Source organism: Bordetella sp. 02P26C-1 (assembly GCF_009763255.1).
Classification (GTDB): domain Bacteria; phylum Pseudomonadota; class Gammaproteobacteria; order Burkholderiales; family Burkholderiaceae_B; genus Bordetella_A.
Map to the genome: position 1 here is coordinate 26,501 of NZ_WSJB01000008.1, position 25,566 is coordinate 52,066.

A 25,566-nucleotide genomic window follows, 5' to 3' on the forward strand; every position below is an offset into this window, starting at 1 on the left:
AATGTCCGGGGCTTTAACTGAACCGATAAGCGGGTGTCTCGAAACTACCGCGAACTCGAGTTGAATCTGCGCATCAAGCCGCGTGAGCGGCTGTTTAGCCGGGCGCCGGAGCCATTGACGAACGCCCAAGTATGGCCCTGGGCAGCATAACCTGCACACAGCGGTTGGCCATTGCCGCATAGCGTTGCTAATATGCGTGCCGTTAAAAATGAGGGGTGTTACCGGAGCACGCACGCAGGCTTCGGATTCATTCCTATCCCGTAGTAACGTAGCGGGATGATTAACGAGTACATAAATCGCTGGGGTCTCGTTCCCGATGGCTCGCTTGTCGTGACGAACGGCGGGCACCTTTTGCCAGTTCAATACAACGGGATGCCGGCAATGCTGAAAGTTGCGGCCCAAGAAGAGGAAAAGTTAGGTGCTGCCTTGATGGGTTGGTGGCGCGGCGAAGGTGCGGCCAGAGTTCTAGCCCATGAAGGAGCGGCACTCCTATTGGAGCGTGCAGAGGGTGGCGTGGCGCTCGCCGAACTGGTCCGCGATGGACACGACGAAGAAGCATGCCGAATCATCTGCGCGGTGGTGTCCAAACTGCACGCGCCGAGGCCTGAGGAGCCGCCACAACTCACGGCCCTGTCCGAGTGGTTTCGCGGACTTGAGGCTAGCGCCACGGCACATGGCGGAATCTTTGCTGTCGCCGCAGCGACCGCACGGGAACTGTTGACTTCACCGCAGGATGTTCGTGCACTTCATGGGGACATACACCACAACAACATCCTCGATTTCGGCCGGCGCGGGTGGCTAGCCATTGACCCGAAGGGGCTAGTGGGAGAGCGCGGCTTTGACTATGCCAATCTCTTCTGCAATACCGACTTCAAGACTGCAGTCAATCCGGAGCGGTTTTCCTGCAGAGTGAATGTCGTCGCAGCCGCAGCGGGCCTTGACCATAGGCGACTGCTTCAGTGGATTCTTGCATGGGCTGGTCTTTCCGCCTCGTGGCATCTTGAGGACGGTTCCATGCCTGATACAGCCTTGGCTGTCGCTCAAATGGCGTTGGCCAAATTCTGACATCGTGCTGCCTCGATGTCTGCTTCTGGTCGATAACTGTCTTTCGTTATTGCCTAACCCCTAAAACTCAAACAACTTAAAGGCAAAAAGGGCCATCGCATAAGCGACAGCCCTCAAATACTGCTCTCAGGACGCTGGCCGACTTACCCAAAGACAATGAGCCATGACTCCTAAAACCTACACCGTTGTTTCCAGAGCCATGCAGTAGGAAGTGACAAGTCAGTCGGCACTATCATGACCCATCTTTCGATAAAAGTCTCAATAGATGCCTCCCAAAATCTCACGTTATGGGTCCTGCTACACCATCAAGCATCAATATTCGAAGCCGACAACGCATGCGTCTCGATAAACGCACGTCGGGGCTCAACATCATCCCCCATCAACGTCGTAAAGATCTCATCGGCGGCAATTGCATCCTCAATCTTCACACGCAACAAACGACGAACCTTCGGATCCATCGTGGTTTCCCACAGCTGCTCGGGATTCATCTCACCCAGACCCTTATACCGCTGCTTCGAAATCCCACGCTCGGCCTCGTTGCGCAGCCATTGCATGACTTCGCGGAAGTCCGACACGAACTGTTCTTTGCGCTTGTCGCCTTCGCCACGCGCGATCACCGCACCTGGGCCAATCAAGCCGAGGAAGGTCTTCGCCGACTTCGCCAGCACCGCATAATCCGATCCATTGATGAAGTCCGCATCGATCACGCTCACGCGAGTATTGCCGTGATGCAAACGACGCACCATCAAGCGATGCTGTTCATTGGCTTCGTCGAATTCCGCCGACACCGTCACCGCATTACCCACCGCGGCCTCGCGCAATGCCGCCGTCAAACGCTGAGCGGAATCCTCGGCGGCCTCGGCCGACGACAGATCGATCTCCACGCCTTCGGCCATCGCCGACAGCGCATCCACATCGAACAAACGCGTCAAACGCGCGATGACCGCATCAGCCAGCACATACTGACGCGCCAGCTCCGCCAACGCCTCGCCCGTAATCGGCGTGGCGCCTTGCGACGGGATCAGACTCGCGTCCTTTAACGCCAGCTGCAGCATGAACTGCGCTTCTTCCTGATCGTCCTTCAGATAACGCTCTTCGCGTCCAACCTTGACCTTGTACAGCGGCGGCTGCGCGATATAAACGTGGCCACCCTCGATCAACGCAGGCATCTGACGGTACAACAGCGTCAGCAGCAGCGTACGAATGTGCGCGCCGTCCACGTCCGCGTCAGTCATGATGATCAGACGGTGATAACGCAGCTTCTCCAGATTGAAATCCGGCCCGATGCTGGTACCCAAAGCAGTAATCAACGTAGCGATCTGCTCGCTGGCGATCAAACGATCAAAGCGCGCCTTTTCAACGTTGAGCACCTTACCGCGCAACGGAAGAATGGCCTGGAATTTACGGTCGCGGCCTTGCTTGGCCGAGCCGCCTGCGGAGTCACCCTCAACGATGTACAGCTCGCACAGCGCGGGATCTTTCTCTTGGCAATCCGCAAGCTTGCCGGGCAGGCCGGCGCCTTCCAGCACGCTCTTGCGGCGCGTCATTTCGCGGGCTTTGCGTGCGGCTTCTCGAGCACGGGCCGCCTCGATGATCTTGCCGCACAAGGCTTTCGCATCGTTGGGGTTTTCAAGCAGCCAGCTCTCCAGCGTGCGCGCCACGGCGTCTTCCACGGCGGGGCGGACTTCGCTGGAAACCAGTTTGTCCTTGGTCTGGCTGCTGAATTTCGGCTCGGGGACTTTCACCGACAGCACGCAGGCCAGGCCTTCGCGCATATCGTCGCCAGACGTCTCGACCTTGGCTTTCTTGGCCAGTTCGTTGTCGGCGATGTACTTGTTGATGATCCGCGTCATGGCCGCGCGCAGACCCGTCATATGGGTGCCGCCGTCACGCTGCGGAATGTTGTTGGTAAAGCAGAGTACCTGCTCGCTATACGAGTCGTTCCACTGCATGGCGACTTCCACGCCCACGGGCACACCGCCCGCGCTGGACTCGGCCGACACCGCGAAGATGTTCGGATGCAGCACGGTCTTGGAACGATTGATGTATTCCACAAACCCGCGCACACCGCCCGAAAACGCGAAGTTCTCTTCCTTGCCTTGACGCTGATCGATCAAACGGATCTTCACGCCATTGTTCAGGAACGACAGCTCGCGCAGCCGCTTGGACAGAATGTCGTAGTGGTACTCGATGTTGGTGAAGATGATCGGGTCGGCCAGGAAGCGGACTTCGGTGCCACGCTTGTCCGTGGTGCCGGTCACGGCCAGGGGCGCGACGCGCTCGCCCTGACGGAATTCCATTTGATGGACTTTGCCATCGCGGCGGATGGTCAGACGCAGCCACTCCGACAACGCGTTCACGCAAGACACACCTACGCCGTGCAAACCGCCGGACACTTTGTATGAGTTCTGATCGAACTTACCGCCCGCGTGCAATTCGGTCATGACGATTTCGGCCGCGCTGCGGTGGAACTCGTCGTCTTTATGCACGTCGGTGGGAATACCGCGCCCGTTGTCGGTCACGGAGATCGAGTTATCCGTATGGATCGTCACGACGATGTCATCGCAATAACCTGCGAGCGCTTCGTCAATGGCGTTATCCACCACCTCGAACACCATGTGATGCAAGCCGGTGCCATCGGACGTATCGCCGATGTACATGCCCGGGCGCTTGCGCACGGCCTCCAGCCCTTTGAGCATCTTGATCGAATCGGCGCCGTAGCCGGCGTTCTCGGGATTGCTGTTCTGCTGATCTGCCATGTCTATATCGCTAACACTTCAAAAAACGGTCTTGCGACCGGAGCGCGGCGGGCGGTCAAACACACGCCGCCGCGACATCTGCCCAACTCGCGAATCGATCAGATCCGCATGGGCATGACGACATACTTGAACTGGTCGTCATCAGGCAAGGTGAGCAACGCCGACGCATTGGCATCGGGCATCACCGACCATTGAATGTTTTCAGCCTTGACGTTGGACAGCACGTCCAACAGGTAGCTGACGTTAAAGCCCACATCCAACGGCTCGTGGCCGTAATCGATGTCGAGCTCTTCCTGCGCTTCTTCCTGTTCGGCGTTGGAAGAAGAAATCTTCATCAGGTTCTGCGCGAGCTGCAGGCGCACCCCTTTGAACTTGTCGGTGGTCAGAATCGCGGCGCGCAGCAAGCTGCCTTGCAGGGCTTCGCGGTTGACGAGGAACTGACGCGTGTAGTTCGACGGAATCACGCGCGTGAAATCGGGGAACTTGCCTTCGACGAGTTTGGACACCAGCTCCACATCGCCAAAGCGGAAACGGATCTGACCCGGCGCCACATCGATGGATACCGGCTCGTCGGAATCCTCGAGCAGACGCTGCATTTCCAGCACGGTCTTGCGCGGCACGATGACTTCATGACGCTGTTCGATGCCATCGGCCTCGGTCGCGCAATGCGCCAGACGGTGACCGTCAGTCGCCACCGCGCGCACGCGGCCGGCTTCGAACACCAACAGCATACCGTTGAGATAGTAACGGATGTCTTGCTGCGCCATGGCGAAGTGCACCATGTTCAACAAGTGACGCAGCGTGCGTTGCGGCAGCGTCAGCGACACATCCCATTTTTCCGGTTGCGCGACGGTGGGGAACTCGCTGGCGGCCAGCGTTTGCAGCGCAAAGCGGCTCTTGGCCGATTGCACCGAGAGCTTGTTGCTTGCCAATGCGAGCTTGACTTCGCCGGTGTCGGGCAGGGCTTTCAGGATGTCCAGCAGCTTGCGCGCCGCGACCGTGGTGGACTCGTTATCCTGACCCACGCCGAAATCCGCATGTGTCGTGATTTGCACTTCGAGGTCGGTTGCGATGAAAGCCACCCGGTTGCCCTCTTTGCGCATCAGGATGTTCGCCAGGATGGGCAGGGTGTGACGTCTTTCGACGATTCCCGCCACAGTCGACAGCGGCTTTAGCAATGCATCGCGCGTGGTTTGTACGAGTTGCATGGTCATCCTTTTAGAGTTTGTTCCAACACGTGCAGGGTATGGTTCAGCTCTGCCTGTTTCGCGCGTGCGTCAGAGATCTTGCGTACCGCGTGCAGCACGGTCGTGTGATCGCGGCCGCCGAACAAATCACCGATTTCGGGCAGGCTTTTTTGTGTGAGCTCCTTGGCCAGGTACATCGCCACCTGGCGCGGCAAAGCAATATTGGCAGGGCGCCGTTTCGAATACATGTCGGCGACCTTGATTTTGTAGAAATCGGCCACGGTCTTTTGGATGTTTTCCACCGTGATCTGGCCGTTGGAGACGGACAGCAGATCCTTCAGTGCATCCTTGCACACGTCGACAGACACTACATCGCGGCCATGGAACCGCGCATAAGCCAGCACCTTGCGCAATGCGCCTTCGAGCTCACGCACGTTGCTGCGCAGATGCTTGGCGATAAAGAAGGCGACTTCCTCGGGCATGGGCACGCCCTCGGATTCGGCCTTGCGCAGCAGAATCGCCACGCGCATCTCGAGTTCGGGCGGCTCGATTGCCACGGTCAGACCCGAGTCAAAGCGCGAGATCAAACGGCTATCGATACCGGCCAGTTCCTTGGGGTAGGTATCGCTGGTGATGATGATCTGCTTGCGCTGCGCCACCATCGCTTCGAACGCGTAGAAGAATTCTTCCTGCGTGCGGCTTTTTCCCGAGAAGAACTGAATATCGTCGATCAGCAACAGATCGAGCGAATGATAATAACGCTTGAAGTCATCGAACGCCTTGCGCTGGTAGGCCTTCACCACGTCGGACACGTACTGGTCCGCATGCACGTAACGCACGCGCACGCCGGTGCCGGCCGCGACCATGGCGTTACCGATCGCATGGATCAAGTGAGTTTTGCCCAGGCCCACGCCGCCATACAAAAACAGCGGGTTGTAGGAAATGCCAGGATTCTCGGCCACTTGCAATGCGGCGGCGCGCGCGAGCTGGTTCGCTTTACCGGTGACGAAGTTCTCGAACGTCAGGTCGGTGTTCAAACGCGAACGCTCGTACACGGCGCCGGCGGCATCGGCCTGCAACGCGGCGGCCACATTGACTGCGGCAGCCGGGGCAGGGGCCGCTGGCATAGCCGGCGCCGCCGCGGCGGGTGCGGCGCCCATGGCAGCCATCCCTGGTGGGGCGGCTGCTGGGGTAGGCGCCGGTGTGGGCGCGCGCGGCGTCACGGGAATGCGGGCGGCCGCGCTGCTCGAAGGCAGCTCGAACACCACCTGCACGGGGCGTTGATACCACTCGGTGGCCAGGGCCTCGATCTGAGTCGAAAAGTTCTTGCGCACCCAGTCCAGCTTGAAGCGGTTCGGAGCGGCTATGCGCAACACGGCCTGCGTTTCGTCGTACGCAAGCGGAACCAGCGGCCTGATCCAGGCGCTGATCTGTTGGGGGGGGAGTTCCTGCTCTAGACGACTGACGCAGGTCTGCCAAAATTCTTTCATGTCGCTCTTGTGCAAACCTCGATTCTACCTTGGTTGGGGGTAGGTTATCCACAGGCTTACTAAGGCTGTTCTGTTACCAACGTGCGTAACTGTTTGACAAAACAGAGGAAACTTGCTGAAATGATGGGCTTTTCCGAATTCTGTCTGTCAGAAGGTTCTTTTACTACGTGGGGGCGACCCCTCCGTTATGTGGGCTAACACGATGTATGGTGTGGTGGCCAAGAACCCGTCGGGCAGGTCCCTTCTGACTTTTGTTCTTTTTGTGGATCGTCCATGAAACGCACCTACCAACCTTCCGTTACCCGCCGCAAGCGTACCCATGGCTTTCGCGTGCGCATGAAAACCCGCGGCGGCCGTGCCGTGCTGAACGCTCGCCGCGCCAAGGGCCGCAAGCGCCTGGCCGTCTAAGGCCAGCACCGGGTTATCCGCGTTTTACGCACCGATCCCCGGTTGTCCATGCCGCGCGCCACGCTTCCCCCAGAGGCGCGGCTGCATCGCCCCTCTGAGTTCACTGCCGCGTTAAAAGCGCGTCGGTTAGCCCGAGGGGCTTTCTTCGTGCTCAGCGCCGCCGCACCTGGCGATGCGCCCACGGAACAGATGCCACAGGCGCGCCTGGGCATGGTGATCGCCAAGAGGTTCGCCGCGCATGCCACCACGCGTAACGCTTTAAAGCGTGTCATACGCGAGGCATTCCGTCACTGCCGCTTGCAGCTGCCCCCTCAAGACTATGTTGTGCGTCTGCACAGCAAGGTCGCCCCTGCGTCACTGACGGCGTTAAAACGCGCGGCGCGTGCCGATGCGGACGCGCTGTTTGCGCGGGCCAAGCCGCGAGGGCCCAAATCGTGATCAAAGCCCTGTTGATTGCGCCGATCCGGTTCTACCGATTTTTCTTGAGTCCCTGGCTGGGCCGGCAGTGCCGGTTTACACCGACCTGTTCGGCATACGCCATCGAGGCGATAGAAACTCACGGCGCGCTGCGCGGCTTCTGGCTGGCGGTTTGCCGAATCGGACGTTGCCATCCCTGGACGGTGGGCGGGCTCGACCCGGTACCGCCCGCACATCATTCCGATGGGGCCTCATGCTGCCGGCATGGCCGCCGCACGGATCCCAATTGACGCTAAACTTGTGGGTTTGCCGCTCCGTTTCGGGCCGGCCCGCATCCCTACCGTAGGCACTATGGATATCCGACGAACCATCCTCTGGATGATTTTCTCCTTCTCGCTGTTGCTCCTGTGGAACAACTGGCAGGTGCAGAACGGCAAGCAGTCGCTGTTCGGCACGCCGCCTGCTGCAACCGAAACCGCAGCTTCGGGCGACAACGCTAATGGACAAGCCGCCACACCGTCGGTGCCGAATGTGCCCGCGACCGCGGCCAACAATACGGTCCCCGATACGCCAGCGGCGGCCATGCCGCCCAAGGCCGAACAGGTGGTCATCACGACCGACGTGCTGCGCCTGACGTTCGACACGGTCGGCGCGCAGCTGATTCGCGCCGAATTGTTGAAATTCCCGGCTCCGGGTCAGCCTGATCAGCCCACGGTGCTGCTCGATCAGTCCGCCGGACTGATTTATGTCGCGCAATCGGGTGTGGTCGGCGCGCCTGGCGGTCAGAGCTTCCCCCATCACCAAACGCCGTTCCGTCTGGTCTCTACCGAGCGTGCCCTGTCCGGTGACACGCTTGATGTGGTGTTCGAGGCTGAATCGGGTGGCATGAAGGTCACCAAGACCTTTAGCCTGCACCGAGGCCGTTATGACATCGATGTCCAGCATGGCCTGACCAACGTGTCCGATCAGCCGCTCTCGCCCTCGGTGTATCTGCAGCTCGAGCGCGATGGCAACGACCCGGCCGATACGTCCAGCTTTTATCACACGTTCACTGGTGTGGCCGTGTACTCGGAGCAGGAGAAATTCCAGAAGGTTTCCTTCTCGGACATCGCCAAGAACAAGTCCGACTACATCAAGAAGGCCGACAACGGCTGGATCGCGGTCGTGCAACACTACTTCGTGACGGCGTGGGTGCCGCCAGAGGGCAAAGAGCGCGTGAACGAGCTGCTGCAAGTTCGCCCCAATCTGTTCGCAGCCCGTACGATCGAGTCCGCCGGCACGCTGCAACCTGGCGCGAGCGCCCAGGTGGACGCGCACCTTTGGGTGGGTCCGCAGGATCAAAAGGCGCTTTCGGCGCTGGCCCCCGGGCTGGAGCTGGTGGTGGACTATGGTTGGCTGACCATCATCGCCAAGCCGCTCTTCGCACTGCTGACCTGGCTGCATAGCCTCCTGGGCAACTGGGGTTGGTCGATTGTGGCGTTGACGGTCATCATCAAGGCCGTGTTCTTCCCGCTCGCCTCGGCCAGCTATCGTTCGATGGCCCGCATGAAGCAAGTGGCGCCCCGTCTGCAAGCCCTGAAAGAGAAGTACGGCGACGACCGTCAAAAGCTCAATCAGGCCATGATGGAGCTCTACCGCACCGAGAAAATCAACCCGTTGGGCGGCTGCTTGCCCATGCTGGTGCAGATCCCGGTGTTCATCGCGCTCTACTGGGTGCTGTTGGCCAGCGTGGAAATGCGCGGCGCACCGTGGATTCTGTGGGTGCCCGATCTGTCGGTGCGTGACCCGTACTTCATTCTGCCCGCGATCATGATGGCCACCATGTTCCTGCAGATCAAGCTGAACCCGACGCCGCCGGATCCCATCCAGGCCAAGGTCATGATGGTCATGCCGCTGGTGTTTGGTGGAATGATGTTCTTCTTCCCGGCCGGTCTGGTGCTGTACTGGTGCGTGAACAACATTCTGTCCATCGCTCAGCAGTGGGTCATCACCCGCAGCATCACGAAGCAATCGGCAGCTCCAGCCAGTCGCTGATTAAGGCTTAGCGGTTGAACGACAGCCCCGGCGTACAGACGCGCCGGGGCTGTCGTCGTTTGTAGGGACCGGTTTAGCCTGTCGCTATCAGATTTAATAAATAAATCAATTTCCGTAAACGCATTGACTGCTTCTATGATCTGAAGTGTTCGACACAGACTTGTGTCCCACAGATTGGAAGCCGTAATGACCGACAAGAAGACCCTCACCACCGCCGCTGGCGCCCCCGTCTCCAACAACAATCATTCGATGACCGCCGGCCCCCGTGGTCCGGTGTTGCTGCAGGACGTTTGGCTGATCGACAAGCTCGCTCACTTTGCCCGCGAACGCATCCCCGAACGCGTCGTGCACGCCAAGGGCTCGGGCGCTTTCGGTACGCTCACTGTCACCCACGACATCACTCGCTATACCCGGGCCAAACTGTTCTCGGAGGTGGGCAAGCAGACCCCGATCTTTATCCGCTTTTCCACGGTGGCGGGCGAACGGGGTGCTGCCGATGCCGAGCGCGATGTGCGTGGCTTTGCCATCAAGTTCTATACGGAAGAGGGCAATTGGGATTTGGTGGGCAACAACACGCCGGTGTTCTTTGTCCGCGATCCGATCAAGTTCCCGGACTTTATCCACACCCAGAAACGCGATCCCTACACCAACCTGCGCAGCGCCACCGCGGCCTGGGATTTCTGGTCCTTGAATCCTGAATCGCTGCACCAGGTCACCATCCTGATGAGCGACCGGGGCTTGCCGAAAAACTATCGCGAACAGCATGGATTTGGCTCGCATACGTTCAGCATGATCAACGCCGATGGCGAGCGCTTCTACGTGAAGTTCCACTTCAAGTCGCTGCAGGGCATCACCTATTACACCGATGCCGAGGCAACAGACACCGTGGGCCAGGATCGTGAAAGCGCGCAACGCGACTTGTTCGACCATATCGACCGTGGCGACTACCCGCGCTGGGCAATGAAAATCCAGGTCATGCCGGAAGCCGAGGCCGCCGCCTACCATATCAATCCGTTCGATCTCACCAAGGTCTGGCCGCATGCCGACTACCCTTTGATCGACGTAGGCACGATCGAGCTGAATCGCAACCCGGAAAATTACTTCGCCGATGTCGAACAGGCGGCGTTTACGCCCGCTAATGTCGTGCCTGGGATTGGCTTCTCGCCGGACAAGATGCTGCAAGGCCGCTTGTTCTCGTACGGTGACGCGCAGCGGTATCGCGTAGGGGTCAATCACCATCAGATCCCCGTCAACGCGCCACGCTGCCCGTTCCATAACTTCCATCGCGACGGTGCGGGGCGTGTGGATGGTAATGGCGGTCGTACGCTGAACTATGAGCCCAACAGCTTCGGTCAGTGGAAGGAAACGCCTGAGGTGGCCGAGCCTCCATTGGGTCTCGATGGGCAACCCGCGGATCGTTGGAATCACCGCGAGGATGACGACTACTACTCGCAGCCTGGCGCGTTGTTCCGTTTGATGAGCGACGATCAGAAACAACGGCTCTTTGGCAATATCGCGCGCGCGATGGCCGGCGTGCCCGAGGAAATCCAACGTCGCCAAATCCGTCACTTCGAGCTCGCCGATCCGGCGTACGGCGCGGGCGTCGCTGCCGCTTTAGGGTTGGAATGGTCCGGCGAGAAATAAGCAGACCGGGGCACGGCGGCCCAGCCCCTTCTATCCCTCGCGTCGCGCGGCTTTAAAGCCGCGTGGTCCGCGAGCGGGTCGCCGCCCCTGACGCGTTCTACGCGAGGCGGACGCGGGTTCACCATCGACCACCTGGGTAGTTCCATCCATCGCCCGGTTCAACGTACGCCCATCGCGCGCCGCCACGGCCAAACGCCGATATCGGGCGGCGACGCGATTGATCTCGTCTTCTTCCATATCCTCGATATCGACCAGCTTCTCGTTGGCACCCTTGAGCGCGATCAAAAGCTCGTCGAGCTTCACATGCACCGCGCGACTGTCCTTGTTCTGGTTCTGCTGGATTAAGAACACCATCAGGAAGGTAACGATGGTCGTACCCGTATTGACCACCAGCTGCCACACTTCCGAAAACCCGGCGCTGGGCCCGGCTAGCGCCCATACGAATATCGCCATCATCGCGCAGGCAAAGGCAATCGGCGAACCGGTGGCGCGCGCCACGCCGCTCGCGAAATGGTCGAACATCCGCGCGATGCGCGAACGGCAGGCTTCCAGCATAGGAATGGACTGTGGCGGGCAAGGATCCGTGGCCTTGTCCTGCCCGGTGGCATCGATATTCTGGTTCAAGGCAAACTCCTACAGCGACAGCTGCGGCGGCTGCCTGAGTCGCCTACAGCCCTAGCGCCGTCAACATAAGAAAGGTGGCGAACAACGCGAAATGCGTCATGCCCTCGATAGCGTTGGTCTGTCCGTCGTTCAGATTGATCGCGGTGATCACCAGCGTGATCAGCACCATCATGGTCTGAATGGGCGTCATGGCCATTTCGAAAGGCTGACCGGTGAACAGCGCGAGCGCCTCCATCAAGGGCACCGTCAAGATGACTGTGGATAAAGACGCCCCCAAGGCGATATTCACAACGGACTGCATGCGATTGGCCAACGCGGCACGCAACGCTGTGAGCATTTCCGGACTGGCCGAGATCAACGCCACCACCAACGCGGGCAGGGCGGGCGGCACATTGACGTTCGCGAGCGAGACGTTCAACGATTGCGCCATGACTTCCGACAATGCGCCAATCAGCACCACACCGGTTATCAACAGCCCCACCGACCACACGGTGTCCGGGCCAGGCACGGTCTTGACCACCGGGCGCCGTTTTTCCGGATAGGCATAACTGAAGAAATAGCTGTGCGGCCCGGTCTGCATGCGCAGAAAGACGGCATACAGCATGATCATGATAAAGATCGTGAACCCGGAATAAAGGTGCCAGCGATCCGCCGGCACGAACTCCGGCATGATCATCGATATCGCCATGGCCGTGAGAATCATCACGGTATAGACGCGGCCCGAGTCGTCGTTGTAGGCCTGCTCGCCATGTTTGATGCCGCCCATCAGCGCGGCCAGACCGAGAATGCCGTTGATGTCGAGCATCACGGCGGCATAAATCGTATCGCGCACCAGCGTAGGCGAGGTCTCGTGCGACATCACGATCGCCAACACCACGACTTCGACCAACACGGCCGCCAACGTCAACACCATCGTGCCGTACGGATCGCCCAATCGATGCGCCAGTTGCTCGGCGTGATACGCGACCCGTTGCGATGCACAGATGATCGCCAGCACCAGCACTACCGTCGACGCGATAGCCACGGTTGAGCCATTGGTGATGAGCCTGTCGCCCGCCACATACGCCACCGCCGTGGCCACGCCTGCAACAACCAGAAGCCGCTCGTGCGAGAGCAATGCCTGCATGATGATCCCCCGTAGTCGTCAAGCAGCTTACAGCGGGGATACGATCAGGTCCAATAGTGGTGAGGGGCTGGCGCTGCGGCAGGCCAGCCTCCTCGCGGCGGGCATCCCGGCAACTGAGCGCCGCATGACAAAGCAAACCCATAAAACGTGGAAAAGTCGGCAACGCCGAACTTCCGAGCAACTGTCATGCCTGGGATAACGGGGGCTTTTTTAAACAGGTGGAGTTTGATGCAACCCTGATGCGATCACGGGAGGGTCGATGGGTGCGCAGTAAACGAGCAAGCCGGCGCGCCGATGGCGACACCATCGGCCAAGGCCGGAGTAGGCGATACCAAGGCCATCACCGCGATAGCCAGGGCGAGCAGCGTGGCGCTTACGACGCGCTGGGCGGCCGAGGACGGCGCAGATTGACGAGACATGGATCGCTCCGAATGCTAGAGCGATCCATTATGCGAAAGCACGCCACATAACCAAACTACGTAATAGCAGTTTGATCAGAGCCTTTCGTCATATAGGCCGCGCCGCAAAGCGCGCGGCCTTCAGGCACCTTAATTACGAGCCAAATACTTTTCCACAAGCTTGACCCAGTACGTCGCGCCTACCGGCAGCAGGGCGTCGTTGAAGTCATAGTTGGGATTGTGTAGCTGGCACGGCCCCATGCCGTGATAGCTGGCGATGCGATGATCGCCGTCGCCATTGCCTAGGAACAAATAACAGCCAGGGACTTTTTCCAGATAGAACGAAAAATCCTCCGCCCCCATAAAGGCCGGGATATTGAAGTCCACCTGTTCATCGCCAAAGACTTCGCGGGCCACCTCGGCGGCGAAAGCCGTTTCCTTTTCCCAGTTCACCAGGGGCGGATAGGCGCGCACGAAATCAAGCTCGCCCGTCGCGCCGTAGACCTGCGGGAGGGTCGTGGCGATGCGGCGCATGCCTTCCTCGATACGGTCTAGCACATCGACCGTATAGGTGCGCACCGTGCCGCGCAAGACGGCCTCGCCGGGGATCACGTTGTAGGCGTCGCCGGCATGGATCTGCGTAATGCTCAGCACCGCCGATTCCAAGGGGTCCTTATGGCGCGAAATCAAGGTCTGTAGCGCGTGCACCATGTCTGCCGCGATGACGATAGGGTCCACCGCATTATGCGGCTGCGCGGCATGACCGCCCACGCCACGGATGGTGATGTCCCAGCGGTTGCTCGACGCCATGGCAGGGCCAGGGCGGAAACCAAACTGGTTCACCGGCATGCCCGGCATATTGTGCAATCCAAAGATCGCATCGCACGGGAATTTCTCGAACAGCCCGTCTTGCATCATGGCGCGCGCACCGGCGTTACCGCCTTCCTCGGCGGGCTGAAAAATAAAATGCACGGTGCCGTCGAAGTTACGGTGCTTGCTCAAGTACTCTGCCGCACCCAGCAAAATCGTCGTGTGCCCATCGTGGCCACAGCCGTGCATGCGGCCTTCGATGGTGGACTTATGCTCGAAGCGGTTGTGTTCCGGCATCGGCAGCGCATCCATATCGGCGCGCAGGCCGATCTTGCGCTCGCTGGTGCCGGATTTCAGCACGCCGACCACGCCGGTCTTGCCCAGCCCGGTATGAACCTCCATCCCCATGGCGCGCAGCCGTTCGGCTACCAGCGCGGAGGTGCGTGTCTCGTTAAACGCCAGCTCCGGGTGCGCATGGATGTCGCGTCGCAAGGCGGTCAGGTCGGCATGGGCACGTTCGATTTCGTCTAAAGTTTTCATGGCATTCGGTCACGCAAGGTAAAAGCAAAATAGGGGGTTCCCATACGGATCCGCCCGGTAATCTCAGACTTGTAGCACACCTGCTATACGCGCATCGGGGGTGCGCTCCACGCCGTCCCAACCTGGCATGTCATTGAGGTGACAGGCACTCGCATGGCCGGGGCCCACGGCGCGCAGTAACGGACGTTCCTCGGCGCAGCGCGGCATTGCATGGGGGCAACGCGGATGAAACGCGCATCCCGGCGGGGGCGCCAGCGGCGAGGGCAATTCACCTTTAATAGGCTGGTAATTGCGCCGTCCGGGCCGCAGATCCGGCAGTTCCTTCAGTAATGCCTGCGTATAGGGATGATTCGCGCGCGAGAACACATCGTCCGTCGCCGCGATCTCCACTATACGCCCCAAATACATGATCGCCACGCGATCCGAGATGTGACTGACCACGCTCAGGTTGTGGCTGATAAAAAGATAGGTCAGGTCCAGCTCTTCGCGCAAGCGCGCGAACAGATTCAGCACCTGTGCCTGGATCGAGACATCCAGTGCCGCCACGGCCTCATCGCAAACGATGACCTTGGGCTTTAACGCCAAGGCCCGCGCGATGCCGATCCGCTGCCGTTGTCCCCCGGAAAATTGGTGTGGATAACGTTGTGCATAACTTGGGTCCAGGCCGACCTGCCGCATGAGTTCGGCGACGTAATCGGCCTGGTCGCGCGCCCGTATCAGGCCGTGAGCGACGGGTGCCTCGCCAATAATGTCCAGCACTCGCATACGCGGGTTGAGCGACGCGTACGGGTCCTGGAAGATCATCTGCACGCCCAGCTCGTATTCGCGCCGCTGGGCGGCCGACATTCGCGCCAGGGGCACGCCACGGTAGACGATTTCCCCCCCGGTGGGTGGCAATATCCCGCACACCATCCGGCCCAGCGTCGATTTGCCGCAGCCGGACTCGCCGACGATGCCTATGACTTCGCCGGGATACACCTCCAGATCCACGCCGCCGACTGCCTGCACCACCAAGGTTTTCAGCCCCGCGCCGAACAGATTGGCGATGCGTCCGGCCAGATCGACGGGCTGGACGAAGTGCTGTTCAACGCCACGCAGCGTTAACAGCGGTGTCGCCGCGACGGCTGCCCGTTCGGAATCTGCGCGGGGGCCGTTAGACGTATGCATTCGAGTTCTCCACATGCCAGCAACGCGCCCAATGCCCCGGGCGATGCTCCTGCGCCGGGGGCGACTGGCTACAAGTCGGTGTGGCGCGCGGACAGCGGGAGCGAAACGCGCATCCCTCGGGCAGATTCAAGAGCGATGGCGTCATCCCCGCGATGGGAGATAGCGGCTGACCCCGCGTTTGCGGCGTGGGAATCGAGGCGATCAAACCCTGGGTATAGGGATGCAGAGGCTGCCCGATCACGTCAGCCGTCGCTCCGGTTTCGACCACACGCCCCGCGTACATCACCGCAACGCGATCGGCCAATCCAGCCACCACGGCCAGATCATGGGTAATCCAGATCAACCCCGTCCCCGTCTCGCGGCAGAGCTTTTGCATCTCGTACAGAATCTGCCCTTGTATCGTGACATCCAGCGCGGTCGTCGGCTCGTCCGCGATGATGAGGCGAGGGGAGTTCAACAACGCAATCGCGATCGCCACGCGCTGACGCATCCCGCCCGACAGCTGATGTGGATAAGCGCGCAGCCGCTCTTCGGGCGAGGGGATGCCCACCTGCGTTAACACCTCCAACGCGCGGCCCCTGGCCTGGGCGCGGCTGACGCGGCGATGCGCCAACACGGTTTCGATCATCTGCGTATCCACGCGCAGCACCGGGTTGAGCGTCATCATCGGGTCCTGAAAGATCATCGCGATCTCGCTGCCCCGAATTGCGCGCCAGCGCTGCGGCGAGGCGCGGCGCAGGTCCTCGCCCTTGAACAGGATTTCCCCGTCCACCACGCGGCCCGGCGCGTCAACCAAACCCAGCAATGAGAACCCTGTGATGCTCTTGCCCGAGCCGGATTCGCCGACCAGCCCGACGATCTCGCCGGGCCCCACGGACAGGTCCACACCATCGACGGCCTTGACCACGCCGCCACGCGTGAAGAAGTGGGTCTTGAGCCCTTGCACGCGCAATACCGCTGTCCCGGCCGGCAGGTTATCCACAGGATGAGGGTCCAGGTCCTCCGGGTGATGACTGACCCGCCCGCTAGCAGCGTCAGCCGCATTTGGCTCGTGGTAGTCGTGTTGCACGACGGGATCGCTTTCGCTCATCGCCCGCGCCTCATGCCACGTTATGAGGATTCAACACATCGCGCAGATGATCCCCCACCAGATTGATGCCGATGATGGCGATCGCCAGCGCAATGCCGGGAAAGAAAGAAATCCAATACAGACCCGACAACAGATACTCGAATCCATTGGAAATCAACATCCCCAGCGAAGGCTCGGTCACCGGCACGCCCACGCCCAGAAACGACAACGTCGCCTCCAGCGCGATCGCATGCGCCAGGTCGATGGTCGCAATCACGATTAGCGGCGGCATGCAGTTGGGCAGGACATGACGAAACAGCACGCGCCCCCAACGCAGCGACAGACAGCGGGCGGCCTCCACGTATTCCTTGCCCCGCTCGACCAGGGCTGCGCCGCGCGCCGCCCGGGCGAAATAGGCCCATTGCACGACCACCAGCGCGATGATCACCTTATCCACACCCTTGCCGAGAATCGCCAGCAAGATCAACGCCACCAGGATGGCCGGGAACGATAACTGGATATCCACAGCCCGCATCAGCACCGCATCCACCCGACCGCCAAAGTAAGCGGCGATCAAGCCCACCGTCGCGCCAATCGCAAAGGCCGCCAGCACCGATATCGCGCCCACCATCAGACTGGTGCGCAGGCCATACAGAATCGCCGAGAACACGTCGCGCGCTTGTCCGTCCGTTCCCAGCCAGTACGTCATGCTGCCGTCGCTGCTTTCGCTGCCGGGCGGCAGTTTTGAATCCAGGATATCCAGGTTGCCGATATCGAACGGATCCTGCGGCGCAATCCATGGTGCGAACACGGCCGCGCCCACGGTGACGATCAAGAGCACGAGCCCCAGCAGCGCCAGTTTGCTCGCACAGAAATCCTTCACAAAGCGGCGCAACGGCGTTTCGACGGGGGCGGGTTTAATGTCCGCGGCTGCGGGAATCACGGGTGTCGTCATGCCCGGCGCTCCAGCCGGACGCGCGGGTCCAGCACGGTATAAAAGATATCCACAAGCAAATTCAGCACCACCAGGAAAAACACGATCAGCATCAAATAGGCGACCACCACGGGACGGTCCAGATTGATGATGGAGTCGATCAACAGCTTGCCCATGCCCGGCCAGGAAAATACCGTCTCTGTCACCACTGCAAAGGCCACGACTTGCCCAAACTCAAGACCGGCGATGGTCACGACGGGGATCAAAATGTTTTTCAACAGATGCACGCCCAACACGCGGATTTCGCCCAGCCCCTTGGCGCGCGCGAATTTGATGTAGTCCATCGGCAGGACCTCGCGCGTGGCCGCGCGCGTGACGCGAATGATCATCGCGCATTTGGCCAACGCAATCGTCGCGGCAGGCAGGATCAGGCAAGCCCAGCCGCTCAATGTCAGCACGCTTAGTGGCACACCAAACACCGGCACCGTCGCGCCACGGCCGCTGGCGGGCAGCCATCCCAATGCGACGGCGAACACCATGATCAGCATCAGACCGACCCAGAAATTCGGCAGCGAAAAACCCAACACCGAACCGGTCATGATGGCGCGTGATCCCACCGCGCGCGGCCGCAAGCCCGCGATAATGCCTAGCGGCACACCGATCAGCACCGATAGCAACATCGCTACCGTCGCCAGTTCCAGCGTGGCCGGCATGCGCTCCAGAATCAAGCGCATGGCGGGTTCGCCCGTCAGAAAGCTATTGCCAAAATTACCCTGCACCGCATGGCCCAGGAACACCGCATACTGCATCCATAACGGTTTATCCAAGCCCAGCGATGTACGGATAGCCTCGCGCTGCGCATCGGTCGCCTCCGGGCTGGCCAACATCGACACCGGATCGCCGACGAGATAAATCCCGGCAAACACCAGCGCCGACATGACCAGCAGTACGATCAGCGTCTGCAACAGGCGGCGGATGATGGTTGCCAGCACGTTGCTTATCGCTCCCGGCTATTTCTTTAGCGTGGCGTATTGCACCAGCGTGGTTTGATCCGGACGGCCCTCGTAGCGGATATCGTCCTTCATGGCCCACACCGACAGCTCGAAATGCAGGGGCAACAGCGCAAAGTCATCCATCGCCATATTGCTGGCCTGCTGCAAGAGCGCGGCGCGCTTGTCATTGTCCATGGTGCCGGCCGCCTCGCGTGCGAGCTTGTCCATCTCCGGATTCGAATATCGCCCACGGTTGGTGGTGCCTTCGCCCGCCTCCGGGTTACGCGTCATCAAGAGCGAGGCCAGCGGATTGAGCATCTCGCCACTGGTCACCGACCAGCCCGCCAGATAAGCGCTGAACTCATAACCATCGCGCTTTTTGAAAAACACCGAGGGCGCCAACGCTTCGACACTGGTTTTGACGCCGATGCGCGACCACATGGATGCGACCGCTTGCGCCACCTTGGAGTCGTTCACATAACGGCCCGAGGGTGCTCCCAGCGTGATGGAAAATCCATACGGATAGCCCGCTTCTTTTAACAAAGCCTTGGCCTTTTCAATGTCGGCCTTGGGTGCCTCGGCATGTTCTTTCGATGCGCCAAACATGGGGTAGGGCAGCATATTGCCCGCGGGCTTGGCCACGCCCCCCATCACTCGATCCACAATGGCTTCGCGATTGATCGCCAGGGACAAAGCTTCTCTGACGCGTTTATCTTTTAACGGGTTTTTCTGCAGCCCCGGAATCCCCGGTGTCGGCTCGGCATGCTGATCCATGGCCACGTACATCACGCGCACGGAGGGCGTTTCTTCGATGTAGAGCTTGTTGTTCTTTTTGAGATTGGCCAGATCATCGGTGGGGGGATCTTCGATCATGTCCACATCGCCCGCCAACAGCGCGGCGACCCGCCCGGCCGCATTGGACATGGGCCGGTAGATCACTTTGTCCCAGGCCGGCGGCTCACCCCAATAGTGCTCATTACGCTCGAACACCAGCTCCGCACCACGTTTCCACGAAGAAAACTTATACGGGCCGGTGCCAGCCAGGCCATTGCCGCTATTGAGTTCCGTCGTGGTCTTGCCCTCCGGAGCGGGACCAGAGGCCGCCGTTTTCGACAAAATCGGCAGCTGCGCCAGATTAATGAGCAGATTGGGGGCGGGCGATTTGGTCGTGATGCGCAGCGTCAGCGGGTCGACGGCTTCGGTCTTGGCGACTGACCCGAGATACAAGGTAAACGGGGAGGGGCTGTTGGGCACCTTGGGAATACGGTCATAGGAGAACACCACATCCTCGGCCGTGAACGGCGACCCATCCGAGAACTTCACATTGGGCCGCAGTTTAAAGGTCCAGACATTACCCTCGTTCGTCCATGACTCCGCCAACGCGGGAATCGGTTGCAGTTTCGCGTCGGCCCGCACCAGAGGGTCGAATAGCGTCTGCGATATCTGCGTATTCGGTGTCAACGCATGATATTGAGGGTCCATCGAGCTGGGTTCGGTTTTCAGCGCCACGACCAAATCGCGCGCCGCGGCCACCGTCACCGCGCCTAGCGCCATGACCGTTGCCACCGTGCCGCCCACCATCAAACGTAACCAACGAGATGCCATCTTGCTCTCCCTAGCCGACCTATCGATTGGACTGCCCGGACACCATAACCAGCAAAATAGTGCGCGCGCAACAGTTATATTCCCTTATTGCCGTATTCATTCTTCGCTCCCATGTCCGTCTCTCATCAGGTTCCTATCGTCGCCATCGCCACGGCTCCCGGCCGCGGCGGCATCGGTGTCGTCCGAGTTTCCGGCCCGGATCTGTCGTCATTCATTCGGAAGCTTTTTGGCCGCGAGCTGACACCACGCCACGCGCACTATCTGCCCTTTACCGCCGAAGATGGTGAACGGCTGGACGAAGGCATCGCCCTGTATTTCCGCGCGCCCCAGTCGTACACCGGCGAAGACGTGCTCGAGTTGCAGGGCCATGGCGGGCCGGCGGTATTGCGGCGCATTCTCGATCGTTGTCTGGAGGCGGGCGCCGATATCGGTTTGCGTCTGGCCGAACCGGGTGAATTCACGCACCGCGCGTTTCTCAATGACCGGTTGGATCTGGCGCAGGCCGAAGCCGTTGCCGATTTGATCGACGCATCGTCGGTGGCCGCCGCACGGGGCGCGATGGCGTCCTTATCAGGCGAATTTTCAGTACAGGTCAATGCTCTGTCGGACCGCATCGTGCATCTGCGCATGCTGGTCGAAGCCACACTCGATTTCCCCGAAGAGGAAATCGACTTCCTGGAAAAATACCAGGCGCGTCCCACACTGGAAGCGCTCGCGCACGATCTTGACCGATTGATCGCACAAGCACGTCAAGGCGTGATCTTGCGCGAAGGCTTGCACGTTGTACTCGCCGGCAAACCCAACGTCGGCAAGTCCAGCCTGCTCAATGCGCTGGCCGGTGACGACATCGCGATCGTCACGCCCATCGCGGGCACCACGCGCGATCGCGTCGTGCAGGAAATTCACATCAATGGCGTGCCGCTACATATCGTGGATACGGCCGGATTACGCGAAACCGAAGACACGGTCGAACGTATCGGCATAGACCGCACCTGGAAAGAAATCGAACGCGCCGATGTCATCCTGCATCTGCAGGACGCGACGCAACCCGGCGATGAACTCGACGCGCAAATCATTGCGCGCTTGCCCGAACGTACGCCGTTACTGACCGTCTACAACAAAGTGGATTTGCTGGATAAGCCATTCGTACCCGGCGCACAGCAGCTCGGCATCTCCGCGCGCGAAGGCTTGGGGCTGGACGCACTGCGTGAAAAGCTATTGTCTATTGCCGGCTGGAACCCAGGGGCGGAATCGCCATGGCTCGCGCGCGAACGTCACGTGCGAGCACTGCAAGATGCCGCCGAACATCTTGCCAACGCTGGCGAACATGCGGCACAAGATGATCGTGTTCTGGATCTGTTCGCCGAAGAACTGCGGCTCGCGCATGACAGCTTGAGCAGCATTACCGGCAAATTCACCAGCGATGATTTGTTGGGCGAGATCTTCTCGAGTTTTTGTATCGGGAAATAAATCCACGGCATGGTGCCATGCATGGCGCCATGCTCGCGTGTTTCCATCCGCGGTCGATCAAAACACTATCTCGCGACTCTCTCCTGCGCCGCACGCCGCACCGCGCTGACTAACTCGACCGCATCGATATTCTTGCTTAAGAACCCGCACGCGCCATCTCGCATCGCCTGTGCGACCTCGTCTGCCTCTTCCGATACCGTCAGGATCATCACGGCGGCATCGGGCACGTCTTGCACCAAGAGCTTTAAGGTCTCCAGTCCCGACAACCCCGGCATATTCAAATCCAACAAAATCACATCGGGATGACATGCCTGCGCCCGCTTGATGCCTTCCACGCCATCAGCCGCCTCTGCCACAATCTCGATATCGGGCTGACGTTGCAACATAAGCTTGACGCCTGAGCGAAACAAGCTGTGATCATCAATGAGAAGAATACGAATCGCCATGAGTGAAGGTCGCTGGGATTAAACAACGGATTTTTCGGTATGGGGCAGGGTCACTTCCACGGTTGTTCCCTGACCAAGTTGTGAACGCAATTGCAGCACCGCGTGCACCCGGGCCGCGCGTTCTCGCATGATATGCAGACCAATATGATTTTCCTCGCGGCTCGCGACATCGTCTTGCGCATAGCCGCGACCGTTATCCACGATACGCATTTCGAAATCATCGTGATTGCGCACGATGACATCCACGTGGTCCGCTTGCGCATGCTTGCGCACATTCGACAATGCTTCCTGCATGATGAAGAGCACCTGCAGCTGTTGCTCAGGAGATAGCGGCAAACCCGTGTGGTACTGCATATCCAGATGTACGTCGATGCCCGTCTGCCGACGAAAACGACGTATTGCCTCGTCGATCGCATCGGGCAGCTCGACTTGATCGAGCTTGGTGCGAAAGTTCACCAACAACTCGCGCACATCCTGATAACTCTCATCAACACCCATACGCAGCAACTGTGCGATGTCTCGCACATCCCTATCGTCGCCGCGCGCCAGGGCATCCTCAAGCATCTGCAACTGCATCTTCAGAAAGTTAAGCCCCTGTGCGATGCTGTCATGCAAGCCTTGCGCCATCAGACTGCGTTCCTGCGTGACCGCGAGTTTGCGCGCTTGCGCTTCCAGTCGTCGGTTATCCAATGCGATACCCAGGTGCTGGCCCAAGGTTTTAAGCAATCGCGCTTCACTTGGCGACAGTTGTCGTTGGCTCGCGAAGTGCAGCGTGAATGTACCCAATTCCTCGTCACGGGTTGCGATATCAAAGGTCGCCTGGGGATCCGCGCTTTCTTGCGCCGCCACCTCGCCCTCGGTTATCACGCGCTCGGGACCTTCATCTAAATCTGTCACACGCACCGAGCCACCCGCTGCACCGAACTCGCTGATCACACGCTGCAGAAAGAGGCGGCATATCGATTCGCTATCGTTCGGTAGCGTTAAAAACGCGGTGATCGCATAGAGAAAAGCGGTCTCGCGATTCTGTTTTTCCAGTTCTGCGGTCTTGGTACGCACGCCCAGGTCCAGCTCGCGATACAGCTGTTCGAGCTTATCGGCCATCTGGTTGAACCCGTGCGCCAGCACGCCGAACTCGTCGCGCGTTTTGACTGGCAAACGCGTATGAAACTCGCCTTCGGTCAGTCGGTACAAACCATCGCGTAGATTCAGCATCGGCTGAATAATCCAAACATACAGAAAGTAAATCGTCAGCGCCGTGCCCACGCTGCCGATCACCGCGATCGCGCCCTGCAAAAATCGCAGCAGCGTGCGTTTCTTATCGATATCCATATCGATCATGCCCGCCAGCCGGTCGGATTCGGAAAGAAACACCCGCACCGCATTCAGGTAGCCTTGCGCGTCGCCACTCCTTTCAGCCTGCATGGCCGCCGGCTTGAGTTTGTGCAGCCAGACTTCCTCAACCAGGCGCAACTGGTGCCGGATATGAGGCACTGCCGGTAGGTGTGTGGGTTTAGTCAAACTATGTCCTGCCAACCCCGCCAACGCCTGATCTTGCACCAGCAAGGCTTGTTGTAGTGCGTCCGGGTGGGCACTGTCGGGTCGCAGCAGCTCAATCGCGATCTGATTTGCCATCAAGCGTACGCTGCTGAGTTCTTTCGTCGTCCCCACCGCGCGTTCCAGACCTCGCGAAAGCGACAAGGTCCATGCCAACAACATCAGCACCACAATCAACGTGCACACCAAACCCCCGATCACGCGGGTGGGTAGGCGATCTCGTAATGTGGGCAACCCGTCTAAACCCACGAAGAATTCTGAAGGCGTCATGGCGTGCTGGCAGCGTGTAAGTGGGGCAGTGTATATGTTTTCCCACAGCTGACAACAACTGAAATTTTTAGTGTCAATCGCAAGAAACGATTGATTTCACTGCGCTTTCTCGGTGCAATAGTTCGCGTTTTCTTTCCACGCCCCAGCGGTACCCCGAGATATCGCCATCCCGGCGGACCACGCGGTGGCAGGGAATCGCCACCGCCAGCTGATTCGCTCCGCAAGCCTGCGCCACCGCGCGCACCGCCTTGGGCGCGCCGATGCGCGCGGCGATATCGGCATAGGTAGCCGTCGTCCCCGGCGGCAATTCCTGCAGCGCACGCCATACTCGTTGCTGAAATACGGTCCCACGCACATCCAAGGGCAAATTTATCCCCAGCCCAGGCGACTCCACGCAGCCTATGACCTGGGCAACCCAGGACGCGAATTCTTCATCGTCGCCACATAGGGTGGCCTGTGGAAACCGGTCTTGCAGGTCTTTCACCAGCCGCTCGGGATCGTCGCCCAGCCAAATCGCGCAAAGACCTCGCTGACTACGGGCCACCAGAATCGCCCCCAGCGAGCATTCCCCAACCGCAAAGCGGATATCCACATTCGCGCCCCCGGTTCGATAGTCACGCGGACGCATGCCAAGAATCCGCTCGGACTCCGCGTAGAACCGGCTTGCCGAATTAAAGCCCGCCTCATACATCGCGCTAAACACAGTAGGGGAGCCCGGCAATTGGTCACGTAGACGATTTGCGCGGAACGCCTGCGCGTAGGCTTTCGGACTAAGCCCGGTTTCTGCTTTGAACACACGTTGAAAGTGGTAGAGGCTCACCCCGAACCGCTCAGCCAACGTCGCGAGCGTTGGCGCGGGATCTGCACGTTCTATCCAGCGGCACGCCTGCGCCACCAGCTCCGCTCGCCGGGTAGCAGCGCTGGTCTTATCGGCGCTACGCCGTCGACTAGGACGAAATCCGGCCTCTTGCGCCGCCTGCGCCGATTTAAAAAACAGCACGTTTTCCCGCCGAGGCAGGCGGTTCGCGCTACTGGGTCGGCAGTAAACGCCCGTCGTGCGCACTGCATACACGAAATACGCATCCGCGGCCGCATCGCGCCGCTGGACCGCCTGCCAGCGCTGATCGTCCGTGGCATAGGCGCCAGTTGGCGTGGCGTTTGCATCGTCATACACGGTCAGCATGGTGCGCTCCTTGATATCCCTCGACACGCCGTCACGATAGTCCGCGGTTGAGGGGTCAGCAATCTGGTTCTTGCGCCCAAATTAGTTGCCCACAACCATCTGTGAGTAAGTATTCACACTCATAGATATTCAGCTTCAGTTGGGTATAAGTGGCCTGTGGATAACCTCTAAGAACGCCCGCTGTGCACAGCGTGTGGACCTAAGTTGGACAAGGATCGGTTTCTTTCCATCGGCCAAAAGTTGTTCAAGTGGGTCCTCAGCTTCAAACAGAACTGCTGCACAAGCAAAATTGTCCACAAGCGTTTGAAATAAAATGGATTTTTCGAGTTGATGCAGTTATCCACAGGCTCTATTAATCATTAATCTTTATA

21 protein-coding genes and 1 pseudogene are annotated in these 25,566 nt (G+C 59.7%); 7 read left to right on the top strand and 15 right to left on the bottom strand.

The features are described 5' to 3' along the window. The first annotated feature begins 276 nt into the window (after positions 1 to 276). A complete protein-coding gene (locus tag GOQ28_RS05455; protein WP_160355741.1) occupies positions 277 to 1,065 on the top strand; it encodes an aminoglycoside phosphotransferase family protein in 789 nt (262 codons plus the stop codon). A gap of 305 nt (positions 1,066 to 1,370) precedes the next feature. Here the strand turns inward: GOQ28_RS05455 and gyrB are convergent, their stop codons facing one another. From gyrB to dnaA, 3 genes are all read right to left on the bottom strand, one after another. Further along, positions 1,371 to 3,824 (bottom strand): DNA topoisomerase (ATP-hydrolyzing) subunit B, encoded by a 2,454-nt coding sequence (gyrB, locus tag GOQ28_RS05460; RefSeq protein ID WP_160355742.1) that lies wholly within the window; start codon positions 3,822 to 3,824, stop codon positions 1,371 to 1,373. A gap of 98 nt (positions 3,825 to 3,922) precedes the next feature. After that, on the bottom strand, positions 3,923 to 5,032 hold the full coding sequence (gene dnaN, locus GOQ28_RS05465; RefSeq protein ID WP_160349994.1) for a DNA polymerase III subunit beta: 1,110 nt from the start codon (positions 5,030 to 5,032) through the stop codon (positions 3,923 to 3,925). 2 nt (positions 5,033 to 5,034) lie between these two features. Continuing rightward, a complete protein-coding gene (gene dnaA / locus GOQ28_RS05470) occupies positions 5,035 to 6,501 on the bottom strand; it encodes a chromosomal replication initiator protein DnaA (protein WP_160349995.1) in 1,467 nt (488 codons plus the stop codon). A gap of 273 nt (positions 6,502 to 6,774) precedes the next feature. On the opposite strand from dnaA, the gene rpmH reads away from it, so the two are divergent. The 5 genes from rpmH (at position 6,775) to GOQ28_RS05495 (ending at position 11,004) form a co-directional block, all read left to right on the top strand. Beyond that, positions 6,775 to 6,909 (top strand): 50S ribosomal protein L34, encoded by a 135-nt coding sequence (gene rpmH / locus GOQ28_RS05475; RefSeq protein WP_003800771.1) that lies wholly within the window; start codon positions 6,775 to 6,777, stop codon positions 6,907 to 6,909. Positions 6,910 to 6,957: 48 nt separating this feature from the next. Next, on the top strand, positions 6,958 to 7,347 hold the full coding sequence (locus GOQ28_RS05480) for a ribonuclease P protein component (RefSeq protein ID WP_160349996.1): 390 nt from the start codon (positions 6,958 to 6,960) through the stop codon (positions 7,345 to 7,347). Next, positions 7,344 to 7,616: a membrane protein insertion efficiency factor YidD gene (gene yidD, locus GOQ28_RS05485; RefSeq protein WP_160349997.1), complete on the top strand. Its 273-nt coding sequence runs from the start codon at positions 7,344 to 7,346 to the stop codon at positions 7,614 to 7,616. The genes GOQ28_RS05480 and yidD overlap by 4 nt, the downstream gene beginning before the upstream one ends. A 61-nt stretch (positions 7,617 to 7,677) precedes the next feature. Next, a complete protein-coding gene (gene yidC / locus GOQ28_RS05490) occupies positions 7,678 to 9,360 on the top strand; it encodes a membrane protein insertase YidC (RefSeq protein WP_160349998.1) in 1,683 nt (560 codons plus the stop codon). A 186-nt stretch (positions 9,361 to 9,546) separates the two neighbouring features. Beyond that, positions 9,547 to 11,004, top strand: a complete 1,458-nt coding sequence (locus tag GOQ28_RS05495; RefSeq protein ID WP_160355743.1) for a catalase — start codon at positions 9,547 to 9,549, stop codon at positions 11,002 to 11,004. A 30-nt stretch (positions 11,005 to 11,034) separates the two neighbouring features. Here the strand turns inward: GOQ28_RS05495 and GOQ28_RS05500 are convergent, their stop codons facing one another. From GOQ28_RS05500 to GOQ28_RS05540, 9 genes are all read right to left on the bottom strand, one after another. Continuing rightward, positions 11,035 to 11,628: a low affinity iron permease family protein gene (locus GOQ28_RS05500; RefSeq protein WP_236844244.1), complete on the bottom strand. Its 594-nt coding sequence runs from the start codon at positions 11,626 to 11,628 to the stop codon at positions 11,035 to 11,037. Between the two features lie 43 nt (positions 11,629 to 11,671). Then, positions 11,672 to 12,754, bottom strand: a complete 1,083-nt coding sequence (locus GOQ28_RS05505; protein WP_160355744.1) for a calcium:proton antiporter — start codon at positions 12,752 to 12,754, stop codon at positions 11,672 to 11,674. Positions 12,755 to 12,999: 245 nt separating this feature from the next. After that, positions 13,000 to 13,173, bottom strand: coding sequence for a hypothetical protein (locus tag GOQ28_RS05510; protein WP_160350001.1), 174 nt, complete (start codon positions 13,171 to 13,173; stop codon positions 13,000 to 13,002). 129 nt (positions 13,174 to 13,302) lie between these two features. Beyond that, a complete protein-coding gene (locus tag GOQ28_RS05515; RefSeq protein ID WP_160355745.1) occupies positions 13,303 to 14,502 on the bottom strand; it encodes a M20 aminoacylase family protein in 1,200 nt (399 codons plus the stop codon). 63 nt (positions 14,503 to 14,565) lie between these two features. After that, a complete protein-coding gene (locus GOQ28_RS05520; RefSeq protein ID WP_160355746.1) occupies positions 14,566 to 15,669 on the bottom strand; it encodes an ABC transporter ATP-binding protein in 1,104 nt (367 codons plus the stop codon). Beyond that, on the bottom strand, positions 15,656 to 16,759 hold the full coding sequence (locus tag GOQ28_RS05525; RefSeq protein ID WP_160350004.1) for an ABC transporter ATP-binding protein: 1,104 nt from the start codon (positions 16,757 to 16,759) through the stop codon (positions 15,656 to 15,658). Before GOQ28_RS05525 ends, GOQ28_RS05520 begins: the two co-directional genes overlap by 14 nt. A gap of 10 nt (positions 16,760 to 16,769) precedes the next feature. Next, complete coding sequence (locus GOQ28_RS05530) at positions 16,770 to 17,693, bottom strand: ABC transporter permease (RefSeq protein ID WP_160355747.1); 924 nt, start codon at positions 17,691 to 17,693, stop codon at positions 16,770 to 16,772. Beyond that, positions 17,690 to 18,664: an ABC transporter permease subunit gene (locus GOQ28_RS05535; RefSeq protein WP_160355748.1), complete on the bottom strand. Its 975-nt coding sequence runs from the start codon at positions 18,662 to 18,664 to the stop codon at positions 17,690 to 17,692. The genes GOQ28_RS05530 and GOQ28_RS05535 overlap by 4 nt, the downstream gene beginning before the upstream one ends. 18 nt (positions 18,665 to 18,682) lie before the next feature. After that, positions 18,683 to 20,269 (bottom strand): ABC transporter substrate-binding protein, encoded by a 1,587-nt coding sequence (locus tag GOQ28_RS05540; RefSeq protein WP_160355749.1) that lies wholly within the window; start codon positions 20,267 to 20,269, stop codon positions 18,683 to 18,685. Between the two features lie 111 nt (positions 20,270 to 20,380). Here GOQ28_RS05540 and mnmE point away from each other — a divergent pair, with 111 nt between their 5' ends. Then, entirely contained in the window at positions 20,381 to 21,739 is a 1,359-nt protein-coding gene (gene mnmE / locus GOQ28_RS05545; protein ID WP_160355750.1) for a tRNA uridine-5-carboxymethylaminomethyl(34) synthesis GTPase MnmE, read from the top strand. Between the two features lie 86 nt (positions 21,740 to 21,825). Here mnmE and GOQ28_RS05550 read toward each other — a convergent pair. The 3 genes and pseudogenes from GOQ28_RS05550 to ada form a co-directional block, all read right to left on the bottom strand. Continuing rightward, positions 21,826 to 22,185, bottom strand: a pseudogene (locus GOQ28_RS05550) (response regulator); the annotation flags it as partial. Positions 22,186 to 22,203: 18 nt separating this feature from the next. Further along, entirely contained in the window at positions 22,204 to 24,012 is a 1,809-nt protein-coding gene (locus GOQ28_RS05555) for an ATP-binding protein (protein WP_160355751.1), read from the bottom strand. A 73-nt stretch (positions 24,013 to 24,085) separates the two neighbouring features. After that, complete coding sequence (ada, locus tag GOQ28_RS05560; protein WP_160355752.1) at positions 24,086 to 25,195, bottom strand: bifunctional DNA-binding transcriptional regulator/O6-methylguanine-DNA methyltransferase Ada; 1,110 nt, start codon at positions 25,193 to 25,195, stop codon at positions 24,086 to 24,088. Positions 25,196 to 25,566: the final 371 nt, after the last annotated feature.

What these genes read in the sequence shown, in the direction of transcription:
- GOQ28_RS05540 (WP_160355749.1), bottom strand. Translation starts at nt 20,269, where the DNA reads ATGGCATCTCGTTGGTTACGTTTGATGGTGGGCGGCACGGTGGCAACG.
- GOQ28_RS05555 (WP_160355751.1), bottom strand. Translation starts at nt 24,012, where the DNA reads ATGACGCCTTCAGAATTCTTCGTGGGTTTAGACGGGTTGCCCACATTA.
- GOQ28_RS05505 (WP_160355744.1), bottom strand. Translation starts at nt 12,754, where the DNA reads ATGCAGGCATTGCTCTCGCACGAGCGGCTTCTGGTTGTTGCAGGCGTG.
- dnaA (WP_160349995.1), bottom strand. Translation starts at nt 6,501, where the DNA reads ATGAAAGAATTTTGGCAGACCTGCGTCAGTCGTCTAGAGCAGGAACTC.
- GOQ28_RS05495 (WP_160355743.1), top strand. Translation starts at nt 9,547, where the DNA reads ATGACCGACAAGAAGACCCTCACCACCGCCGCTGGCGCCCCCGTCTCC.
- rpmH (WP_003800771.1), top strand. Translation starts at nt 6,775, where the DNA reads ATGAAACGCACCTACCAACCTTCCGTTACCCGCCGCAAGCGTACCCAT.
- GOQ28_RS05480 (WP_160349996.1), top strand. Translation starts at nt 6,958, where the DNA reads ATGCCGCGCGCCACGCTTCCCCCAGAGGCGCGGCTGCATCGCCCCTCT.
- yidC (WP_160349998.1), top strand. Translation starts at nt 7,678, where the DNA reads ATGGATATCCGACGAACCATCCTCTGGATGATTTTCTCCTTCTCGCTG.
- GOQ28_RS05515 (WP_160355745.1), bottom strand. Translation starts at nt 14,502, where the DNA reads ATGAAAACTTTAGACGAAATCGAACGTGCCCATGCCGACCTGACCGCC.
- mnmE (WP_160355750.1), top strand. Translation starts at nt 20,381, where the DNA reads ATGTCCGTCTCTCATCAGGTTCCTATCGTCGCCATCGCCACGGCTCCC.
- GOQ28_RS05525 (WP_160350004.1), bottom strand. Translation starts at nt 16,759, where the DNA reads ATGAGCGAAAGCGATCCCGTCGTGCAACACGACTACCACGAGCCAAAT.
- gyrB (WP_160355742.1), bottom strand. Translation starts at nt 3,824, where the DNA reads ATGGCAGATCAGCAGAACAGCAATCCCGAGAACGCCGGCTACGGCGCC.
- GOQ28_RS05455 (WP_160355741.1), top strand. Translation starts at nt 277, where the DNA reads ATGATTAACGAGTACATAAATCGCTGGGGTCTCGTTCCCGATGGCTCG.
- GOQ28_RS05510 (WP_160350001.1), bottom strand. Translation starts at nt 13,173, where the DNA reads ATGTCTCGTCAATCTGCGCCGTCCTCGGCCGCCCAGCGCGTCGTAAGC.
- GOQ28_RS05530 (WP_160355747.1), bottom strand. Translation starts at nt 17,693, where the DNA reads ATGACGACACCCGTGATTCCCGCAGCCGCGGACATTAAACCCGCCCCC.
- ada (WP_160355752.1), bottom strand. Translation starts at nt 25,195, where the DNA reads ATGCTGACCGTGTATGACGATGCAAACGCCACGCCAACTGGCGCCTAT.
- dnaN (WP_160349994.1), bottom strand. Translation starts at nt 5,032, where the DNA reads ATGCAACTCGTACAAACCACGCGCGATGCATTGCTAAAGCCGCTGTCG.
- GOQ28_RS05520 (WP_160355746.1), bottom strand. Translation starts at nt 15,669, where the DNA reads ATGCATACGTCTAACGGCCCCCGCGCAGATTCCGAACGGGCAGCCGTC.